This is a genomic window from Pseudomonas sp. YuFO8, from assembly GCF_035065025.1.
Classification (GTDB): domain Bacteria; phylum Pseudomonadota; class Gammaproteobacteria; order Pseudomonadales; family Pseudomonadaceae; genus Aquipseudomonas; species Aquipseudomonas putida_AE.
The window spans coordinates 37,668-55,199 of the sequence record NZ_JAXDEQ010000041.1; the positions used below are offsets into that span (position 1 = coordinate 37,668).

A 17,532-nucleotide genomic window follows, 5' to 3' on the forward strand; every position below is an offset into this window, starting at 1 on the left:
GTTAAAGGCTGGCACCTGTTCGACTGCGTTTTGCGTGGAAAAAAATAATGAACCAGCCCCAGTCTGCTGTAGGTAACTGCCTCGACGTGCAGTCCTTCATCAATGCCCAACCCATTTCGCGTTATCAGTGGCGCGTGGTGATCCTGTGTTTCCTGATTGTCTTCCTCGATGGCCTCGATACCGCGGCCATGGGCTTCATCGCGCCCGCGCTGTCCCAGGATTGGGGCATCGACCGGGCCAGCCTCGGCCCGGTGATGAGTGCGGCGCTGATCGGCATGGTCTTCGGCGCACTGGGTTCCGGTCCGCTGGCTGACCGCTTTGGGCGCAAGGTCGTTCTGGTCGGGGCGGTGCTGCTGTTCGGTGCCTTCAGCCTGGCTTCGGCCTACAGTACCAACGTCGACCAGTTGCTGGTGTTGCGTTTCCTGACCGGTCTCGGCTTGGGCGCGGGCATGCCGAACGCAACCACGCTGCTGTCGGAATACACCCCGGAGCGCAAGAAGTCCCTGCTGGTGACCAGCATGTTCTGCGGCTTCAACCTGGGCATGGCCGGGGGTGGATTCATTTCGGCGAAGCTGATTCCGGCCTTCGGCTGGCACAGTCTGCTGCTGATCGGCGGGATCCTGCCGTTGATCCTCGCTGTCGTATTGCTGGTCTGGCTGCCGGAGTCGGCGCGTTTCCTCGTGGTGCGTAATCGCGGCACCGACAAGGTACGCAAGACCCTGGCACCCATCGACCCGACGGTGGTGGGCCAGGCCTCGAGCTTCAGCGTGCCGGAACAGAAAACCGTGAAGGCGCGCAACGTGTTTGCGGTGATCTTCTCCGGCACCTACAGCGTCGGCACCTTGCTGTTGTGGCTGACCTACTTCATGGGCCTGGTGATCGTCTACCTGCTGACCAGTTGGCTGCCGACGCTGATGCGTGACAGTGGCGCGAGCATGGAGCAGGCCGCGTTCATCGGCGCGTTGTTCCAGTTCGGCGGGGTGTTGAGCGCGGTGGGCGTAGGATGGGCGATGGACCGCTTCAATCCGCACAAGGTCATCGGCATTTTCTACCTGCTGGCCGGGGTATTTGCCTACGCGGTAGGGCAGAGCCTGGGCAACATCACAATCCTGGCGACCCTGGTGCTGGTGGCCGGTATGTGTGTCAACGGCGCGCAATCGGCGATGCCGTCGCTGGCCGCGCGGTTTTATCCGACTCAAGGGCGAGCCACCGGGGTTTCGTGGATGCTCGGGATTGGCCGCTTCGGCGCGATCCTCGGTGCATGGATGGGCGCGACGCTGCTGGGGCTGGGCTGGAATTTCGAGCAGGTGCTGACGGCATTGGTGATTCCGGCGGCATTGGCAACGGCGGCGGTGCTGATCAAGGGGTTGGTCAGTCATGCAGATGCCACCTGATCATGCCTTTGTAGGAGCTGCCGCAGGCTGCGATCTTTTGCAGGCGACAAAACGATAGCCAGACAACAATGTGTTCGATAAACGAACACTCAGTCGATTATCGAATTGTTTGGCCTGTGCCATGGGCTTAATCTTTAACCATTGCGGCGCTGCGCATCGGCGCCTTTTTTACTACGTCGAAATAACAAACGGGAGCTCGCTCTGCGTGATCTCGAAGCCCGGAGAAGCATGATGCGTGAAGTTTATATCTGCGACGCGATTCGCACCCCCATCGGCCGTTTCGGCGGCGGCCTGTCGGCAGTTCGCGCCGACGACCTGGCCGCGGTGCCGATCAAGGCGCTGATGGAGCGCAACCCTTCGGTGGACTGGACGGCGGTGGACGAAGTGTTCCTCGGCTGCGCCAACCAGGCCGGTGAGGACAACCGCAACGTGGCGCGTATGGCGCTGCTGCTGGCGGGGCTGCCGGAAACCATTCCGGGCGTGACCCTCAATCGCCTGTGCGCTTCGGGCATGGACGCCATCGGCACCGCGTTCCGCGCCATCGCCAGTGGCGAAATGGAGCTGGCGATTGCCGGTGGCGTCGAGTCGATGTCCCGCGCGCCATTCGTGATGGGCAAGGCTGATGCCGCGTTCTCGCGCAACATGAAGCTGGAAGACACCACCATCGGCTGGCGCTTCATCAACCCGTTGATGAAAGCCCAGTACGGTGTGGATGCGATGCCGCAAACCGCCGACAACGTCGCCGACGATTACCAGGTGTCCCGCGCCGATCAGGACGCGTTCGCCTTGCGCAGCCAGCAACGCACCGCCGCCGCGCAAGCCGCGGGCTTCTTCGCCGAAGAAATCGTCGAAGTACGCATTGCCCACAAGAAGGGTGAAATCGTGGTCAGCCAGGACGAACATCCGCGCGCCGACACCACCCTCGAAGCCCTGACCAAACTCAAGCCGGTCAACGGCCCGGACAAAACCGTCACCGCCGGCAACGCTTCGGGCGTCAACGACGGTGCCGCCGCCTTGATCCTGGCTTCGGCCGAAGCGGTGAAAAAACACGGCCTGACCGCCCGCGCCAAAGTGCTGGGCATGGCCAGCGCCGGTGTTGCGCCACGGGTGATGGGCATCGGTCCGGTGCCCGCCGTGCGTAAACTGATTGAACGCCTGGGTGTGGCCGTCAGCGATTTCGACGTGATCGAACTCAACGAAGCCTTCGCCAGCCAGGGCCTGGCGGTACTGCGTGAACTGGGAATCGCCGACGACGCGGCCCAGGTCAACCCGAACGGTGGCGCCATTGCCTTGGGCCATCCGCTGGGCATGAGCGGTGCGCGCCTGGTACTGACCGCATTGCATCAGTTGGAAAAAACCGGTGGCAGGAAAGGCCTGGCGACCATGTGCGTCGGTGTCGGCCAGGGTCTGGCCCTGGCGATCGAGCGCGTCTGACGCGCTCTGCCACTAACAAGAAATCGAGGAATGCTTCATGACTGACAAGCCTGGTTACCGTCGCCCGCAGGAAGGCACTCAGCCTGAGTACCTGCATCCGACCTACCAATCCACCAACCTGCGCTCGCCGTCCAAGCCATTGGTGTTTTTGCCGCATTCGTTGTCGGAAATCACCGGTCCGACCATTGGTGCCGAGCGCGTCAATGAGAAGGATAACGACCTGACCGCCCAGCATGAAGGCGAACCACAGGGCGAACGCATCATCATTCACGGCCGTGTGCTGGATGAGAACGGCCTGCCGGTGCCGGGGATCCTGGTGGAGATCTGGCAGGCCAACGCCGCCGGTCGCTACAACCATGCCCGTGACCTGCACGACGCGCCGTTGGACCCGAACTTCACCGGCACCGGCCGCACCGTGACCGACGCCGATGGCTGGTACCAGTTCCAGACCATCAAGCCCGGCGCGTATCCGTGGGGTAACCACCACAACGCCTGGCGCCCGGCGCACATCCATTTCTCGCTGTTCGGACCGAGCATCCTGACGCGCCTGGTCACCCAGATGTATTTCCCGGGCGACCCGCTGCTGGCGTACGACCCGATCTACAACTGCGTGCCCGATACCCGCGCCAAAGAGCGTTTGATCGCCTCGTTCGATCTGGAAAAAACCATCCCTTCCTATGCCCTCGGTTATCGCTGGGACATCGTCTTGCGCGGCCGCGACGCCACGCCGATGGAGAAATAAGATGACGCTGAATGCGACCACGTCCCACACCGTCGGGCCGTACTACCACATCGGACTGACCTGGCTGAACCGCGAAGACCTGACCGTCGAGCAAACCCTGGGCGAGCGCGTGGCGATCACCGGGCAGGTGGTCGATGGCAACGGCGATGTCGTCAACGACGCGATGCTGGAAGTCTGGCAGGCCAACGCCGCCGGCAAATACGACCACCCCGAAGACGACCAGGACAAACCCCTGGACCCGAACTTCGAGGGCTTTGGCCGGGTGCCGGTGGATGCCGAAGGGCGTTTCCGGTTCACCACCATCAAGCCGGGTACGGTCGAAGGCCTCAAGGGCACGACCCAGGCACCGCATCTGGTGGTGCTGGTGTTTGCCCGTGGCCTGGTGAAGCACTTGCTGACGCGGATCTACTTCGATGGCGAGCCGGCTAACGTCGCCGATCCGTTGCTCGAATGCGTGCCGGCAGAACGTCGCGGCACCTTGCTGGCGAAGCAGGATGCGTCGGGTGTGTACCAGTGGAACGTTGTTCTGCAGGGCACCGACGCCGAGACGGTGTTCTTCGATTATTAAGTGAACACCGCATCCCCTGTAGGAGCTGGCTTGCCAGCGATGGTCGTTAACGATGACGCGTATCCATTGGTTTACCGTGTCGCTCTTGCGTCCATCGCTGGCAAGCCAGCTCCTACAGGGGGTTGATGCATTTGTGGAACGGGACTGTTGCAAAGTATGTCTAGACTCTCACAGTCCCCATTGAGTAAAAAACAATGACATCGATCACCGCTACAGAACCTCTGTACACCGGCGAAGAACGCAACAAGCGGATCTTCGCCATTGTCGGCGCTTCGTCCGGCAACCTCGTCGAATGGTTCGACTTCTATGTCTATGCCTTCTGTGCGATCTACTTCGCGCCTGCCTTTTTTCCCTCCGACAACCCCACCGTGCAGTTGGTCAACACCGCGGGCGTATTTGCCGCCGGGTTCCTGATGCGCCCGATTGGCGGCTGGATCTTCGGCCGGGTCGCGGACAAGCACGGGCGCAAGAATTCGATGCTGATATCGATTCTGATGATGTGCTTCGGCTCGCTGCTCATCGCCTGCCTGCCGACCTACAAGGACATCGGTGTCTGGGCGCCGATCATGCTGTTGTTCGCGCGCTTGCTCCAGGGCCTGTCGGTGGGTGGCGAATATGGCACCACCGCCACCTACATGAGCGAAGTCGCCCTCAAGGGCCAGCGCGGTTTTTTCGCCTCGTTCCAGTACGTCACGCTGATCGGCGGGCAGTTGCTGGCGGTGTCGCTGGTGGTGGTCCTGCAGCAGTTCCTCAGTGAGGATGAATTGCGTGCCTACGGCTGGCGGATTCCGTTCGTGGTCGGTGCGATGGCGGCGCTGGTTTCGCTTTATCTGCGCCGTTCGCTGAAAGAAACCACCAGCAAGGAAATGCGCGAAAACAAGGACGCCGGCAGCATCCGCGCGCTGTTCCGCGACCATAAAGCCGCGTTCATCACGGTGCTCGGTTACACCGCCGGTGGCTCGCTGATTTTCTACACCTTCACCACGTACATGCAGAAATACCTGGTGAACACCGCCGGCATGCACGCCAAGACCGCCAGTTACATCATGACCGGCGCACTGTTCCTTTATATGTGCATGCAGCCGTTCTTCGGCATGCTCGCCGACAAGATCGGCCGACGTAACTCGATGCTGTGGTTCGGCGCCTTGGGTACTTTGTGCACCGTGCCGATCCTGCTGAGCCTGAAAAGCGTCAGCAGTCCGTTCCTGGCCTTTGTGCTGATTACCGTGGCACTGGCGATCGTCAGTTTCTACACCTCGATCAGCGGCCTGGTAAAAGCCGAAATGTTCCCGCCCGAAGTGCGCGCACTGGGCGTCGGCCTGGCGTACGCGGTGGCGAATGCGATCTTCGGCGGTTCGGCGGAGTATGTTGCCTTGAGCCTTAAAGCGGTCGGGATGGAAAACTCCTTCTACTGGTACGTGACGGTGATGATGGCAATCGCGTTCCTGTTCAGCCTGCGCCTGCCCAAGCAAGCCAAGTATCTGCATCACGACCTTTGATCCATACCCGCGGGCCCGAGCGGCCCGCGCCTGCAGGGATTGTTTATGAACGAGCGACCGGGCAATCAATTGTTCGATGCCTATTTCACTGCCCGCGACATGCGTGAAGTGTTCTGCGATCAGGGCCGGGTCCAGGCCATGCTCGATTTCGAAGCGGCCCTGGCCCGTGCCGAAGCGCGGGTTGGCCTGATTCCGCACACGGCGGTGGCGCCGATCGAAGCGGCCTGCCAGGCCGGGCATTACGATTTTGCGGCCCTGGGCGAGGCGATTGCCACGGCAGGTAATTCTGCGATTCCGTTGGTCAAGGCGCTGGGCAAACAGATCGCGGCGAGCGATGCCGAAGCCGAGCGCTACGTGCATCTGGGCGCTACCAGTCAGGATGTGATGGACAGCGGCCTGGTGCTGCAATTGCGCCGGGCGCTGGAATTGATCGACAGCGATCTGGCGCAACTGGGCCAGACTCTCGCTACCCAGGCCCAGCGTTATGTGGCCACGCCACTGGCCGGGCGTACCTGGTTGCAGCACGCGACACCCGTCACCCTCGGCATGAAAATCGCCGGTTGGCTGGGAGCAGTTACCCGCAGTCGCCAGCGTCTGCTGGAACTCAAGCCCCGTCTGCTGGTGCTGCAATTTGGTGGCGCTTCCGGGACCCTCGCGGCCTTGGGTGATCAGGCGATGCCGGTTGCCCAGGCGTTGGCCGAAGAGCTGCAACTGACGCTGCCCGACCAGCCCTGGCACACCCAGCGCGATCGCCTGGTGGAGTTCGGCTCGGTACTCGGCTTGATCGCCGGCAGCCTGGGCAAACTCGGTCGCGACATCAGCCTGTTGATGCAGACCGAAGCCGCTGAGGTGTTCGAGCCTTCGGCACCGGGCAAGGGCGGGTCCTCGACTATGCCGCATAAACGCAATCCTGTCGGTGCGGCGGTGTTGATTGGTGCGGCAACTCGCGTTCCGGGCCTGCTGTCGACCCTGTTCAGCGCCATGCCGCAAGAGCACGAGCGCAGCCTGGGCCTTTGGCACGCCGAATGGGAAACCCTGCCGGAGATCTGCTGCCTGGTGTCCGGCAGCCTCAAGCAAGCACTGCTGGTCACCGGTGGGCTGGAAGTGGACGCCGCCCGCATGGCGCGCAACCTCGACCTGACCCAGGGCCTGGTGCTCGCCGAAGCGGTGAGCATCGTCCTTGCGCAACGGGTTGGCCGCGACACTGCGCATCACCTGTTGGAGCAATGCTGCAAACGTGCCGTGGCCGAGCAACGTCATCTGCGCGCGGTACTCGGCGACGAACCGCAAGTGACCGCCGAGCTGTCGGCGGCTGAACTCGATCATCTGCTGGACCCCGCCCACTACCTCGGTCAGGCCCGTACCTGGGTCGAGCGAGCGGTGGCTGAACATTCTGCATTGACTGCGTGAAGGAGACTGCTGTGGCTTTCGTACAACTCGCCGATGGCGAACTGCACTACCAAATTCAAGGGCCGCAACTCGACGGACCGGTCGATGCGCCGGTGCTGGTGCTGTCCAACTCGCTGGGTACTGACCTGCACATGTGGGACGCGCAAATTGCCGCGTTCAGCGAGCATTTTCGCGTGCTGCGTTTCGACACCCGCGGCCATGGCAAGTCCTTGGTGACGCCGGGACTGTACAGCATCGAGCAACTGGGCCGCGACGTACTGGCGCTGCTGGATGCGCTGCACATCGAGCGCGCGCATTTCTGTGGACTGTCCATGGGCGGGCTGATCGGCCAGTGGCTGGGCATCAATGCCGGCGAACGCCTGAACAAGCTGGTGGTGTGTAACACCGCGGCGAAAATCGGCGATCCGTCGGTGTGGAACCCACGCATCGAAACCGTGCTGCGCGATGGCCAGGCGGCGATGGTCGCCCTGCGCGATGCGTCGATTGCGCGCTGGTTCACCCCGGACTTCTCAGCGGCCAACCCGGCCGCGGCCAAGCAGATCACCGACATGCTGGCGGCCACTTCGCCTGAAGGTTACGCGGCCAACTGCGCAGCGGTGCGTGATGCCGACTTCCGCGATCAATTGTCTTCGATCAAGGCACCGCTGTTGGTGGTTGCCGGGACTGAAGATGCAGTGACGCCGCCCTCCGGTGGACACTTCATCCAGGAGCACGTGCAGGGCGCCGAGTACGCCGAGTTCTACGCCGCGCACTTGTCCAACGTCCAGGCCGGCGCTGCGTTCAGCGAGCGGGTACTGGCGTTCTTGTTGGCTCATTGAAGGGGATTGTTGTGGACGAGAAGCAACGTTACGACGAGGGCATGAATGTCCGTCGCGCGGTACTGGGCGACGCCCATGTCGACCGCAGCCTGACCACCCTGACCGAGTTCAACTCGGAGTTCCAGGAAATGATCACCCGCCACGCCTGGGGTGACATCTGGACCCGTCCGGGCCTGCCGCGTCACACCCGCAGCCTGATCACCATCGCCATGCTGATCGGCATGAACCGCGAGGGTGAACTCAAACTGCACCTGCGCGCCGCCGCCAACAACGGCGTGAGCCGTGGCGAGATCAAGGAAGTGATCATGCAGAGCGCGATCTACTGCGGCATTCCCGCCGCCAACGCGACGTTCCACCTGGCCGAGTCGGTGTGGGATGAGTTGGGGACTGAATCGCGGGATTAAATGTGTCGCAGGTCTTGAAGATACCGAAGATCTAGTGTGGGAGCGGGCTTGCTCGCGAATGCGGTGTTTCAGTCGACATCATTGCTGGCTGACCGTCCGCTTTCGCGAGCAAGCCCGCTCCCACATTTGTTTTGTGTTTACAACAGGCTGATCGGATAGCTGACGATCACGCGGTTTTCATCGAACTCATTGTTGCTGTAGTCGCGACGCATGGTCGAGTTGCGCCATTTCACGTTCAGGTCTTTCAGCGCACCGCTTTGCACGGTGTAGCCCAGTTCACTTTCACGCCCCCATTCCTTGCCATCGGTGATCGTCCCCGTGTGCACGTTGTCGCCGCTGATGTAGCGGTTCATCAGGGTCAACCCCGGCACGCCAAGGGCGACGAAGTTGTAGTCGTGGCGCACCTGCCAGGATTTTTCCCGGGCGTTGTCGTAGCTGGAGTTGTAGCTGTCGTTGGCCAGGGTTCCGCCGCTGGTGCCGTTGACGCGCATCCACGGGCTGTCGCCGGTGAGTTTCTGCAGGCCGACGTAAAAGGTGTTGCCACCGTACTTGGCCGATAGCAGCCCGTACATCGTCTTGTTGTCCAACTCGCCGGCCCGGGCGCTGCCGTCATCCTTGCCGTAGAAGAAGCCGAGATTGGCACCCAGGGTCCAGGCGCCGAGCGGTTGGCTGTGGGTCAGGTTGATGAATTGCTGGCTGTAGATGTCCTTGAGTTCGGCGTTCCACACAGCGATCTGGGTGCGTTTGTCGTTGAACAGGTACTCGCCGCCCTGGAAGTTGAAGCGGTCGGAGGTGAATGCGGCTTTGCCGGTCATCGACATGTCGCTCATGCTGCTGTCGTCGCGCGGGCTGTTCTGGCGGAACTGGCCGCCGTACAGCGTCAGGCCGTCGAATTCCTTCGAGGTGATCTGACCGCCACGGAAGGTCTGCGGCAGCGAGCGGCCGTCGTCCGAACGCAGGATCGGCAGCACCGGCATCCATTCGCCCACCTTCGCTTCGGTCTGCGACAGCTTGGCCTTGAACGCCACGTTGGTGCGCCCGAAGTTGTCGGCCGGGCGGCCGTCACTGTCCAGCGGCAGCAACTGCGTGCCACCGGTGCCTTTGCCGCCATCGAGTTTCACCGAGTACAGGCCCAGCACATCCATGCCGAAGCCGACGATTCCCTGGGTATACCCGGACTTGGCGTCAAGAATGAAGCTTTGTGTCCACTCTTCGGCCTTGCCCTGGGTCTTGGTCGGGTTGGTGAAGTTGCGGTTGATGTAGAAGTTGCGCAGGTTCAGGTTGACCTTGGCTCCTTCGACAAACCCCGACTCTTCGGCCTGGGCGGGCAGGGCTGCGCTCGCCAGGGCGACGGCGATCAGGCTGGGAACGAAGTAATGCGCGGGAGAAGGCATGGGCTCGGGTCTCTCTAATTCTTGGGGATGAAACAGGGTGATGCCGCAACCTGGGGTTGCAGACGTGCATGCGAGATCGGGACAAGCGGGGCGGATCAGCCGGAGAGGGTAGGGCGCGGGGGCATCGTATCGAACCTGTTGTTATTGGTTTTGTGGATCGAATGGTGATGTGAATGTACTAGGTGGTTCAATCTGTGAAAGCAGGTTTTGGGCGATTATCGAACGTAAGATTGGCGGTGAGATTTGTGTTGTTCTTGCGGGCCTCATCGCTGGCAAGCCAGCTCCTACAGGGAACCGAGTTTCGCCGAAGGAAAGCGGTCGAATGTGGGAGCCAGCCTGCTGGCGATGGGGCCATGACATACAAACCCCCAACAAAAAGCCCACCAAAAGGTGGGCTTCATGTTTTTTCACAGCACCATCAGAACAACTTCAACTTCGGCGCTTCTTCCTTCAACGGCTCGTTCTTCGCCGTCTGTTCGTTCCAGCCACCACCCAGGGCCTTGTACAGGTTGACCTGGCTGACCAGCTGCGCCAGGCGGTCGGTGATCAGTGCCTGTTGGGCACTGAACAGCTGACGCTGGGCATCGAGGAAGGTCAGGTTGCTGTCGACACCGATGCGGTAACGACGCTCGGCCAGGCGGTAGTAGTCCTGGTTGGCATTGACGAAGTCCTGCTGTGCCTGCAACTGCTGCACGTAGGTCTGGCGCGCGGCCAGGCCATCGGCGACTTCCTGGAAGGCCGTCTGGATGGACTTCTCGTAGTTCGCCACGCCAATGTCTTTCTGGATTTTCGAGTAATCCAGGCTGGCGCGCAGGCTGCCGGCGTTGAAGATCGGCAGGTTGATCTGCGGCTGGAACAGCCAGGTGCCCGAGCCACCCTTGAACAGGCCGGACAGGTCCGGGCTCAGGGTGCCGGCGTTGGCCGTCAGGCTGATGCTCGGGAAAAACGCCGCCCGCGCCGCGCCAATGTTGGCGTTGGCGGCCTTGAGGTTGTACTCGGCTTGCAGGATGTCCGGACGACGCTGCAGCAGGTCCGACGGCAGGCCGGGCGGTACTTCGGCCAACAGATCGTCCGCCAGCGGTTTGGCCGCCTGCAGGTTGGCCGGGATGCCGGTGCCGAGCAGCAATACCAGGCTGTTTTCATCCTGGGCGACCTGGCGGGTGTACTTGGCCAGTTGCGCCCGGGCGTTTTCCACCGAGGTGCGCGACTGCGCCAGGTCCAGGGCCGAAGCGACCCCCACTTCGTTGCTGCGGGCGGTGAGCTTGTAGCTCTCCTCGAACGCGGCGAGGGTGTCCTGGGTCAGCTTGAGCAGTTCCTTGTCGGCCTGCCAGGTCAGGTAGGCGTTGGCCACACTGGCCACCAGGCTGATCTGCGTGCTGCGGCGGCCTTCTTCGGTGGCGAAGTACTGCTGCAGCGCTTCTTCGTTCAGGCTGCGAATCCGCCCGAACATGTCGAGCTCGTAGGCACTGATGCCGACCGTGGCCGAGTAGGAACTGCTGATGCCCGCTTCACCGGTCTGCGAAGCGTCAGCCGGCAGGCGCTGACGGCTGCCGCTACCGTTGGCCGAAACCGCCGGGAACAGATCGGCGCGCGAGATGCGGTATTGAGCCGCAAAGGCATCGATGTTCAGGGCCGCGACCCGCAGGTCGCGGTTGTTTTCCAGGGATACCTGAATCAGCTGCTGCAGCGCCGGGTCATGGAAAAACTGCCTCCAGCCCTGCTCGGCAGCGGCCTGCGTCGGTGCCTGGGCCGGCGAGTATGCCGGGCCCTGCGGGTATTGACCTGCCACCGGAGCGTCCGGCCGCTGATAGTCAGGTATCAGCGAGCAGCCACTTAGCACGAAGGCGGCGACTGCCAGGGAGAGTAGCGACTTGCTCATTGGCCAGCCTCTTTAGGAGTTTCAGTAGCGTCTTCCCGGTCGACGTTTTTACGCTGACCCATGGCCGACACGGTGACGAAGAACAGTGGGACCCAGAAGATCGCCAGAACGGTTGCCGTGATCATACCGCCAATCACGCCGGTGCCGATGGCATGCTGGCTACCGGAACCTGCGCCCGTGGAGATCGCCAGGGGTACCACACCGAGCACGAAGGCGAGGGAGGTCATGATGATCGGTCGCAGACGCATGCGGCAGGCTTCGATGGCCGCCTCACGCAGGCTGCGCCCTTGTTCGTGCAGTTCCTTGGCGAATTCGACGATCAGGATGGCGTTTTTCGCCGCCAGGCCGATGGTCGTCAACAGGCCCACCTGGAAGTACACGTCGTTGGACAAACCACGCAGGCTGGTGGCCATCAGCGCACCGATGATCCCCAGCGGAACGACCAGCATCACCGCGATCGGAATCGACCAGCTCTCATACAGCGCCGCCAGGCACAGGAACACCATCAGCAGCGACAGGGCGTACAGCGCCGGCGCTTGCGAGCCGGACAGCCGTTCCTCGTAGGACAGGCCGGTCCAGGAAATACCGACACCCTTCGGCAGTTTGGCGGCAAGGGCTTCGACTTCGGCCATGGCTTCACCGGTTGAATAACCCGGAGCCGGGGCGCCGAGAATTTCCATCGCCTCTACGCCGTTGTAGCGGGCCAGTTTCGGCGATCCGTAGATCCACTCACCCTTGGCGAACGCCGAGAACGGAACCATGGTGCCGACGCTGTTGCGCACGTACCACTTGTTCAGGTCTTCGGGGCTCATGCGTGAACCCGGCTGGCCTTGCACGTAAACCTTCTTCACCCGACCACGGTCGATGAAGTCGTTGACGTAGCTACTGCCCAGGGCGATCGACAGGGTGTTGTTGATGTCGGCGATGGTAATGCCCAGGGCACTGGCCTTCTCGTCGTCGATTTCCAGTTGGAATTGCGGTTCGTCGTTCAGGCCGTTAGGACGCACCTGGGTCAGGATCTTGCTTTGCGCCGCCATGCCGAGGAACTGGTTACGCGCTTCCATCAGCTTGTCGTGACCGATACCGGCGCGGTCCTGCAGGAACACGTCGAAACCGGTGGCGTTACCCAATTCCAGTACCGCAGGCGGGGCGAAGGCAAACACCATGGCGTCACGGAAGGTGAAGAAGTGCTGTTGGGCACGGGCCGCGACCTTGAACACGCTGTTGTCAGCGTTTCGATCTTCCCATGGGCGCAGCATGATGAACGCCATGCCCGAGCTCTGGCCGCGGCCGGCGAAGTTGAAGCCGGTCACGGTAAACACCGAGTTAACCGCATCGCCTTCACCGCCATCCTTGCCCGGACGCAGCAGGAATTCACGCATTTCGTCCACGACCACCTGGGTGCGCTGGGCGGTCGAACCGGCTGGGGTCTGTACCTGGGCGAACAGTACGCCCTGGTCCTCTTCCGGCAGGAACGCCGTTGGAATGCGGGTGAACAGCCAGATCATGCCGACGACGATGATCAGGTAGGCCAGCAGGTACGGCGCCTTGTGCGTGAGCATGTTGCCCACGCCACGCTCGTAGCTACTGACACCACGGTCGAAGTTGCGGTTGAACCAGCCGAAGAAGCCGCGTTTCGGGGTGTGATGCTCGCCTTTCGAAATCGGCTTGAGCATGGTGGCGCAGAGCGCCGGGGTGAAGATCAGGGCAACCAGTACCGACAGGGCCATGGCCGAGACGATGGTGATCGAGAACTGCTTGTAGATCACACCGGTGGAACCGCTGAAGAACGCCATCGGCAGCAATACCGCCGAGAGCACCAGGGCGATACCGACCAATGCTCCCTGGATCTGCCCCATGGACTTCTTGGTCGCTTCCTTGGGCGACAGGCCTTCTTCGCTCATCACCCGTTCGACGTTTTCCACCACGACGATGGCGTCGTCCACCAGCAAGCCGATGGCCAGCACCATGCCGAACATGGTCAGGGTGTTGATGCTGAAACCGGCCGCCGCGAGGATGCCGAATGTCCCGAGCAATACCACCGGAACCGTCATCGTGGTGATGATGGTGGCACGGAAGTTCTGCAGGAACAGGAACATCACCAGGAACACCAGCGCAACCGCTTCGACCAGGGTGTGTACCACGCCCTTGATCGATTCGGTCACCACCGGCGTGGTGTCGTACGGGAACACCACTTCCATCCCTTCAGGGAAGAACGGCTTGAGGCTGTCGATGGTCGTGCGCAGGGCCTTGGCGGTATCCAGGGCGTTGGCACCAGTGGCCAGCTTCACGGCCAGACCGGACGCCGGGGCGCCGTTGAACTGGGCGTTGATGCTGTAGTTCTCGCCACCCAGGCCGACTTCGGCGACATCTTTCAGGCGAACCTGGGAACCGTCCTTGTTGACCTTGAGCAGGATCTTGTTGAATTGCTCGGCGGTCTGCAGGCGCGTCTTGCCGATGATCGTCGCGTTCAACTGGGTGCCGGGCAGGGCGGGCAGGCCGCCGAGCTGGCCGGAGGACACCTGGACGTTCTGCGCGGCGATGGCGGTCTTGACGTCGACCGGGGTCAGATTGAAGTTGTTCAACTTGGCCGGGTCGAGCCAGATACGCATGGCGTACTGCGAACCGAACACCTGGAAGTCGCCGACGCCGGCGGTCCGCGAGATCGGGTCCTGCATGTTCGACACGATGTAGTTGGACAGGTCGTCCTTGGTCATGCTGCCGTCACGGGACACCACGCCGATTACCAGCAGGAAGTTCTTCACTGCCTTGGTCACGCGGATACCTTGTTGCTGCACTTCCTGCGGCAACAGCGGGGTGGCCAGGTTCAGCTTGTTCTGGACCTGGACCTGCGCGGTATCGGAGTTGGTGCCTTGCTCGAAGGTCGCGGTAATGGTCATGGTGCCGTCGGAGTTACTTTCCGAAGACACATAACGCAGGTTGTCGATACCGTTGAGCTGTTGCTCGATCACCTGGACCACGGTGTCCTGCACGGTTTGCGCGGAAGCGCCCGGGTAGGTCACGGAAATGGCGATGGCCGGCGGTGCAATGCTCGGGTACTGGTTGATCGGCAGCTTGAGGATCGATAGTGCCCCGACCAGCATGATCACCAGGGCTATTACCCAGGCGAAAATCGGACGGTCGATGAAAAATCTGGACATGAGTTACTCCCCTTTGCCGCTGGCAGCCTGCTCAGCTGGCTTGGCGGGGGCCGGGTTCTTGGCGCCTACGTTAGTGGCGTCAGTGGCCTTGACTTCGATGCCTGGCTTGACGAATTGCAGGCCTTCGGTGATCAGGCGATCGCCGGCTTTCAGGCCGTCTTCGATCAACCATTGGTTACCGACGGTGCGGCTGGCCTTGAGCTGACGCAGTTCAACCTTGTTGTCAGGGCCGACGACCAGTGCGGTCGGACTGCCCTTGAGGTCGCGGGTCACGCCTTGTTGCGGGGCCAGGATCGCCGCGCTGTTCACACCAGCCTGCAACTGTGCGTGCACGAACATCCCCGGCAGCAGGGTGTGATCAGGGTTCGGGAACACGGCACGCAGGGTCACGGAACCGGTGGTCTGGTCGACCGAGACTTCGGAGAACTCCAGTTTACCGTCCAGTTTGTACTCGCTGCCGTCCTCGAGGGTCAGCTTGACCTTGGCGGCGTTGTCACCGGCCTTCTGCAGGCGACCGCTTTCCAGTTCGCGCCGAAGTTGCAGCAGTTCGACCGAGGATTGCGTCACATCGACGTAGATCGGGTCAAGTTGCTGGATCACCGCCATCGCTTCGGTCTGCGCGTTGCTGACCAGCGCGCCCTCGGTCACCGTGGAACGACCGATGCGGCCGGTCAGCGGCGCGTAAACCTTGGTGTAGCGCACGTTGATCTGTGCCGATTGCAACGAAGCTTCCGATTGCAGGCGGTTGGCCACGGCCGTGTCGTATTCCTGGCGGCTTACGGCCTGTTCGTTGACCAGTTGCTGGTAGCGATCGGAAATCGACTTGGTCGAACGCAGGTTGGCTTCGGCGCTTTTCAGGGTCGCCTCATAGACCGATGGATCGATCTGATAGAGATGCTGGCCGGCCTTGACGTCACTGCCTTCCTTGAACAGGCGCTTGAGAATGATGCCGTTGACCTGTGGACGAACCTCGGCAATGCGGAACGCGCTGGTGCGCCCCGGCAATTCCGAGGTGAGCGTAAACGTTTGCGCTTGCAGGGTAACGACGCCGACCTGAGGCGGTGGTGCGGCCGGTGGAGCTTCTTCCTTTTTGCATCCGCTGAGCAGCGATGCCAGGGCGACGGCGGCGACCAGAGCGGTAACAGCTGGCTTGAATTGCATGAAAATCCTCGGGTCAGGCGCGAAAAAAAACGCACAAGAAAAGATGGAAGGTTAAAAAGTGGGGTCCGGGTGGATAAGTAGCATGCTAAGGAATATACTTACATTCACGGCTGTTTGTAAAGGCCCTGGCCGTGTATCCAGGTCGTTACAAACGTCCTGGAAAGGTTCAAATCGTAAGCCCGGGGACGATACCCAAGAGCTCTCGCCCCGCTTTTATTCAGCTGATATCCAGACATCGCTGAAGCATCCTGATTGAGGTTGTACTGCCATGGTCCGTCGTACCAAAGAGGAAGCCCAAGAAACCCGCAGCCAGATACTCGAAGCGGCCGAGAAAGCCTTTTTCGAGCGGGGTGTGGCGCGAACGACCCTGGCGGACATCGCGACCCTGGCCGGCGTCACCCGCGGGGCGATCTACTGGCATTTCAGCAACAAGGCGGACCTGGTACAGGCCATGCTCGACACCCTGCATGAGCCTCTGGATGAAATGGCCAAGGCCAGCGAAAGCCCGGACGAACCCGACCCCCTGGGCTGCATGCGCAAGCTGTTGATTCATTTGTTTCATCAAATTGCACTGGACCCGAAAACCCGACGCATCAACGAAATTCTGTTTCATAAGTGCGAGTTCACCGATGAAATGTGCGACTTGCGCCAGCAGCGTGTGGCGGCCAGCCTGGACTGCAATGTACGGATCGGCCTGGCCCTGAGTAACGCCGTGAATCGCGGGCAACTGCCGGAAAACCTCGACACGGCTCGCGCGGCCATCAGCCTGCATGCCTACATCGATGGCATCCTGTACCAGTGGCTGCTGGCCCCCGACAGCTTTCAATTGCACAGCGAGGCTGAGCGTTGGGTCGATACCGGGCTGGACCTGTTGCGCTTCAGCCCCAGCTTGCGCAAATGAAGCAAGATGCGTAATTGACTGCAGCCGTGTCAATCGATGCAGCGCCAGATGAACCTTTCTTCACGCGACTTGCGGTATGGGGTGCTTTTATATACGGATGCTCGACCGGTTCACAGTCAATGAACTACGTATTTTGTAGGAAATTTGTGTTGTCGCCGGGAGGGAGCTTGATTCGCAGGCTGATCGATGGAAAGCGGGAACTGCGTCAACGAAGTACAGGGCAAGCGCCTGCTATCAAGCGCTTGCGTGTTCTGTTCAGGTGCTGTTAACCCACCCTGATCACGACGATGTAGCTATAAGGGCTCTTTGGTATTCTTCTGGTGATGCTGGAGGTGCACTTCAATTTTTCCTTACCAATAGATCGAACAGTATGTTTAAGGTGGGGAGTGAGTCCAGTAGTGGAAAGGCTCACACTCAGCGATGTCGTGAATTGGAATGCAAGTTTGCCACTTTCATAAGAGAAGTCATGATTGACTTTGATTTCACGAAATTTTCTGGTACCTATTCTAGGTGGCTCACTGCGCAGTATGAATGACAAGTAGTCCCAGGGTTCAAGGTCATATTTCTCGTTGGGGTGAATGCCGTTATCCCAGCTTGATGTGGTGAGGCTGAACGTTTTTGCGGTGGCATTGAAGATGTAGAAGATAACGCTGTTGGGAGACTGAACGTTACTGATGGAGCGCCAGGCCTGTTCCTCGTCACGCTTACCTTCGCGGATGAATTCGTCGAATTCCTCCACGGTTTTCTGTTTGTCTATGGCGTTATCT

At 61.1% G+C, this 17,532-nt stretch carries 14 protein-coding genes; 9 read left to right on the forward strand and 5 right to left on the reverse strand.

Going from position 1 to position 17,532, the window contains the following annotated elements:
• Window positions 1-47 precede the first annotated feature (47 nt).
• The 8 genes from SOP95_RS26125 to pcaC all read left to right on the forward strand — a co-directional run bounded on the left by SOP95_RS26125 (window position 48) and on the right by pcaC (window position 8,269).
• Complete coding sequence (locus SOP95_RS26125; RefSeq protein WP_274073434.1) at window positions 48-1,394, forward strand: MFS transporter; 1,347 nt, start codon at window positions 48-50, stop codon at window positions 1,392-1,394.
• A gap of 228 nt (window positions 1,395-1,622) precedes the next feature.
• Window positions 1,623-2,828 (forward strand): 3-oxoadipyl-CoA thiolase, encoded by a 1,206-nt coding sequence (pcaF, locus tag SOP95_RS26130; protein WP_323608798.1) that lies wholly within the window; start codon window positions 1,623-1,625, stop codon window positions 2,826-2,828.
• A gap of 37 nt (window positions 2,829-2,865) precedes the next feature.
• The gene (gene pcaH / locus SOP95_RS26135; RefSeq protein ID WP_274073436.1) at window positions 2,866-3,570 is read left to right on the forward strand and encodes a protocatechuate 3,4-dioxygenase subunit beta; all 705 of its coding nucleotides are present in this window, start codon (window positions 2,866-2,868) and stop codon (window positions 3,568-3,570) included.
• Window position 3,571: 1 nt separating this feature from the next.
• On the forward strand, window positions 3,572-4,138 hold the full coding sequence (gene pcaG / locus SOP95_RS26140) for a protocatechuate 3,4-dioxygenase subunit alpha (protein WP_323608799.1): 567 nt from the start codon (window positions 3,572-3,574) through the stop codon (window positions 4,136-4,138).
• Window positions 4,139-4,332: 194 nt separating this feature from the next.
• On the forward strand, window positions 4,333-5,637 hold the full coding sequence (locus SOP95_RS26145) for an MFS family transporter (protein WP_323608801.1): 1,305 nt from the start codon (window positions 4,333-4,335) through the stop codon (window positions 5,635-5,637).
• Window positions 5,638-5,682: 45 nt separating this feature from the next.
• A complete protein-coding gene (locus SOP95_RS26150) occupies window positions 5,683-7,047 on the forward strand; it encodes a 3-carboxy-cis,cis-muconate cycloisomerase (RefSeq protein WP_323608802.1) in 1,365 nt (454 codons plus the stop codon).
• A gap of 11 nt (window positions 7,048-7,058) precedes the next feature.
• Window positions 7,059-7,865 carry a 3-oxoadipate enol-lactonase gene (pcaD, locus tag SOP95_RS26155; RefSeq protein ID WP_323608804.1) on the forward strand — a complete coding sequence of 269 codons (807 nt, stop codon included), beginning with the start codon at window positions 7,059-7,061 and terminating at the stop codon, window positions 7,863-7,865.
• Between the two features lie 11 nt (window positions 7,866-7,876).
• Window positions 7,877-8,269, forward strand: coding sequence for a 4-carboxymuconolactone decarboxylase (pcaC, locus tag SOP95_RS26160; RefSeq protein ID WP_323608805.1), 393 nt, complete (start codon window positions 7,877-7,879; stop codon window positions 8,267-8,269).
• 137 nt (window positions 8,270-8,406) lie between these two features.
• Here pcaC and SOP95_RS26165 read toward each other — a convergent pair whose 3' ends face one another.
• The 4 genes from SOP95_RS26165 to SOP95_RS26180 form a co-directional block, all read right to left on the reverse strand.
• Window positions 8,407-9,663: an OprD family porin gene (locus SOP95_RS26165; protein WP_323608806.1), complete on the reverse strand. Its 1,257-nt coding sequence runs from the start codon at window positions 9,661-9,663 to the stop codon at window positions 8,407-8,409.
• A 418-nt stretch (window positions 9,664-10,081) separates the two neighbouring features.
• Window positions 10,082-11,542, reverse strand: coding sequence for an efflux RND transporter outer membrane subunit EmhC (emhC, locus tag SOP95_RS26170; protein WP_323608808.1), 1,461 nt, complete (start codon window positions 11,540-11,542; stop codon window positions 10,082-10,084).
• The gene (emhB, locus tag SOP95_RS26175) at window positions 11,539-14,703 is read right to left on the reverse strand and encodes an efflux RND transporter permease subunit EmhB (protein ID WP_323608809.1); all 3,165 of its coding nucleotides are present in this window, start codon (window positions 14,701-14,703) and stop codon (window positions 11,539-11,541) included. Before emhB ends, emhC begins: the two co-directional genes overlap by 4 nt.
• A gap of 3 nt (window positions 14,704-14,706) precedes the next feature.
• Entirely contained in the window at window positions 14,707-15,864 is a 1,158-nt protein-coding gene (locus SOP95_RS26180; protein WP_323608810.1) for an efflux RND transporter periplasmic adaptor subunit, read from the reverse strand.
• Between the two features lie 268 nt (window positions 15,865-16,132).
• Between SOP95_RS26180 and emhR the strand changes: the two genes are divergently transcribed.
• Window positions 16,133-16,765 carry an efflux system transcriptional repressor EmhR gene (emhR, locus tag SOP95_RS26185; RefSeq protein ID WP_274073446.1) on the forward strand — a complete coding sequence of 211 codons (633 nt, stop codon included), beginning with the start codon at window positions 16,133-16,135 and terminating at the stop codon, window positions 16,763-16,765.
• A 265-nt stretch (window positions 16,766-17,030) separates the two neighbouring features.
• Here the strand turns inward: emhR and SOP95_RS26190 are convergent.
• The coding region (locus tag SOP95_RS26190) for a hypothetical protein (RefSeq protein ID WP_323608811.1) at window positions 17,031-17,532 on the reverse strand (502 nt) is incomplete at its 5' end.

Excerpts from the sequence above, each read along its gene's own strand:
- emhB (WP_323608809.1), bottom strand. The coding sequence starts at position 14,703 with ATGTCCAGATTTTTCATCGACCGTCCGATTTTCGCCTGGGTAATAGCC.
- SOP95_RS26165 (WP_323608806.1), bottom strand. The coding sequence starts at position 9,663 with ATGCCTTCTCCCGCGCATTACTTCGTTCCCAGCCTGATCGCCGTCGCC.
- SOP95_RS26150 (WP_323608802.1), top strand. The coding sequence starts at position 5,683 with ATGAACGAGCGACCGGGCAATCAATTGTTCGATGCCTATTTCACTGCC.
- SOP95_RS26125 (WP_274073434.1), top strand. The coding sequence starts at position 48 with ATGAACCAGCCCCAGTCTGCTGTAGGTAACTGCCTCGACGTGCAGTCC.
- SOP95_RS26180 (WP_323608810.1), bottom strand. The coding sequence starts at position 15,864 with ATGCAATTCAAGCCAGCTGTTACCGCTCTGGTCGCCGCCGTCGCCCTG.
- pcaH (WP_274073436.1), top strand. The coding sequence starts at position 2,866 with ATGACTGACAAGCCTGGTTACCGTCGCCCGCAGGAAGGCACTCAGCCT.
- emhC (WP_323608808.1), bottom strand. The coding sequence starts at position 11,542 with ATGAGCAAGTCGCTACTCTCCCTGGCAGTCGCCGCCTTCGTGCTAAGT.
- SOP95_RS26145 (WP_323608801.1), top strand. The coding sequence starts at position 4,333 with ATGACATCGATCACCGCTACAGAACCTCTGTACACCGGCGAAGAACGC.
- pcaG (WP_323608799.1), top strand. The coding sequence starts at position 3,572 with ATGACGCTGAATGCGACCACGTCCCACACCGTCGGGCCGTACTACCAC.
- pcaF (WP_323608798.1), top strand. The coding sequence starts at position 1,623 with ATGATGCGTGAAGTTTATATCTGCGACGCGATTCGCACCCCCATCGGC.
- emhR (WP_274073446.1), top strand. The coding sequence starts at position 16,133 with ATGGTCCGTCGTACCAAAGAGGAAGCCCAAGAAACCCGCAGCCAGATA.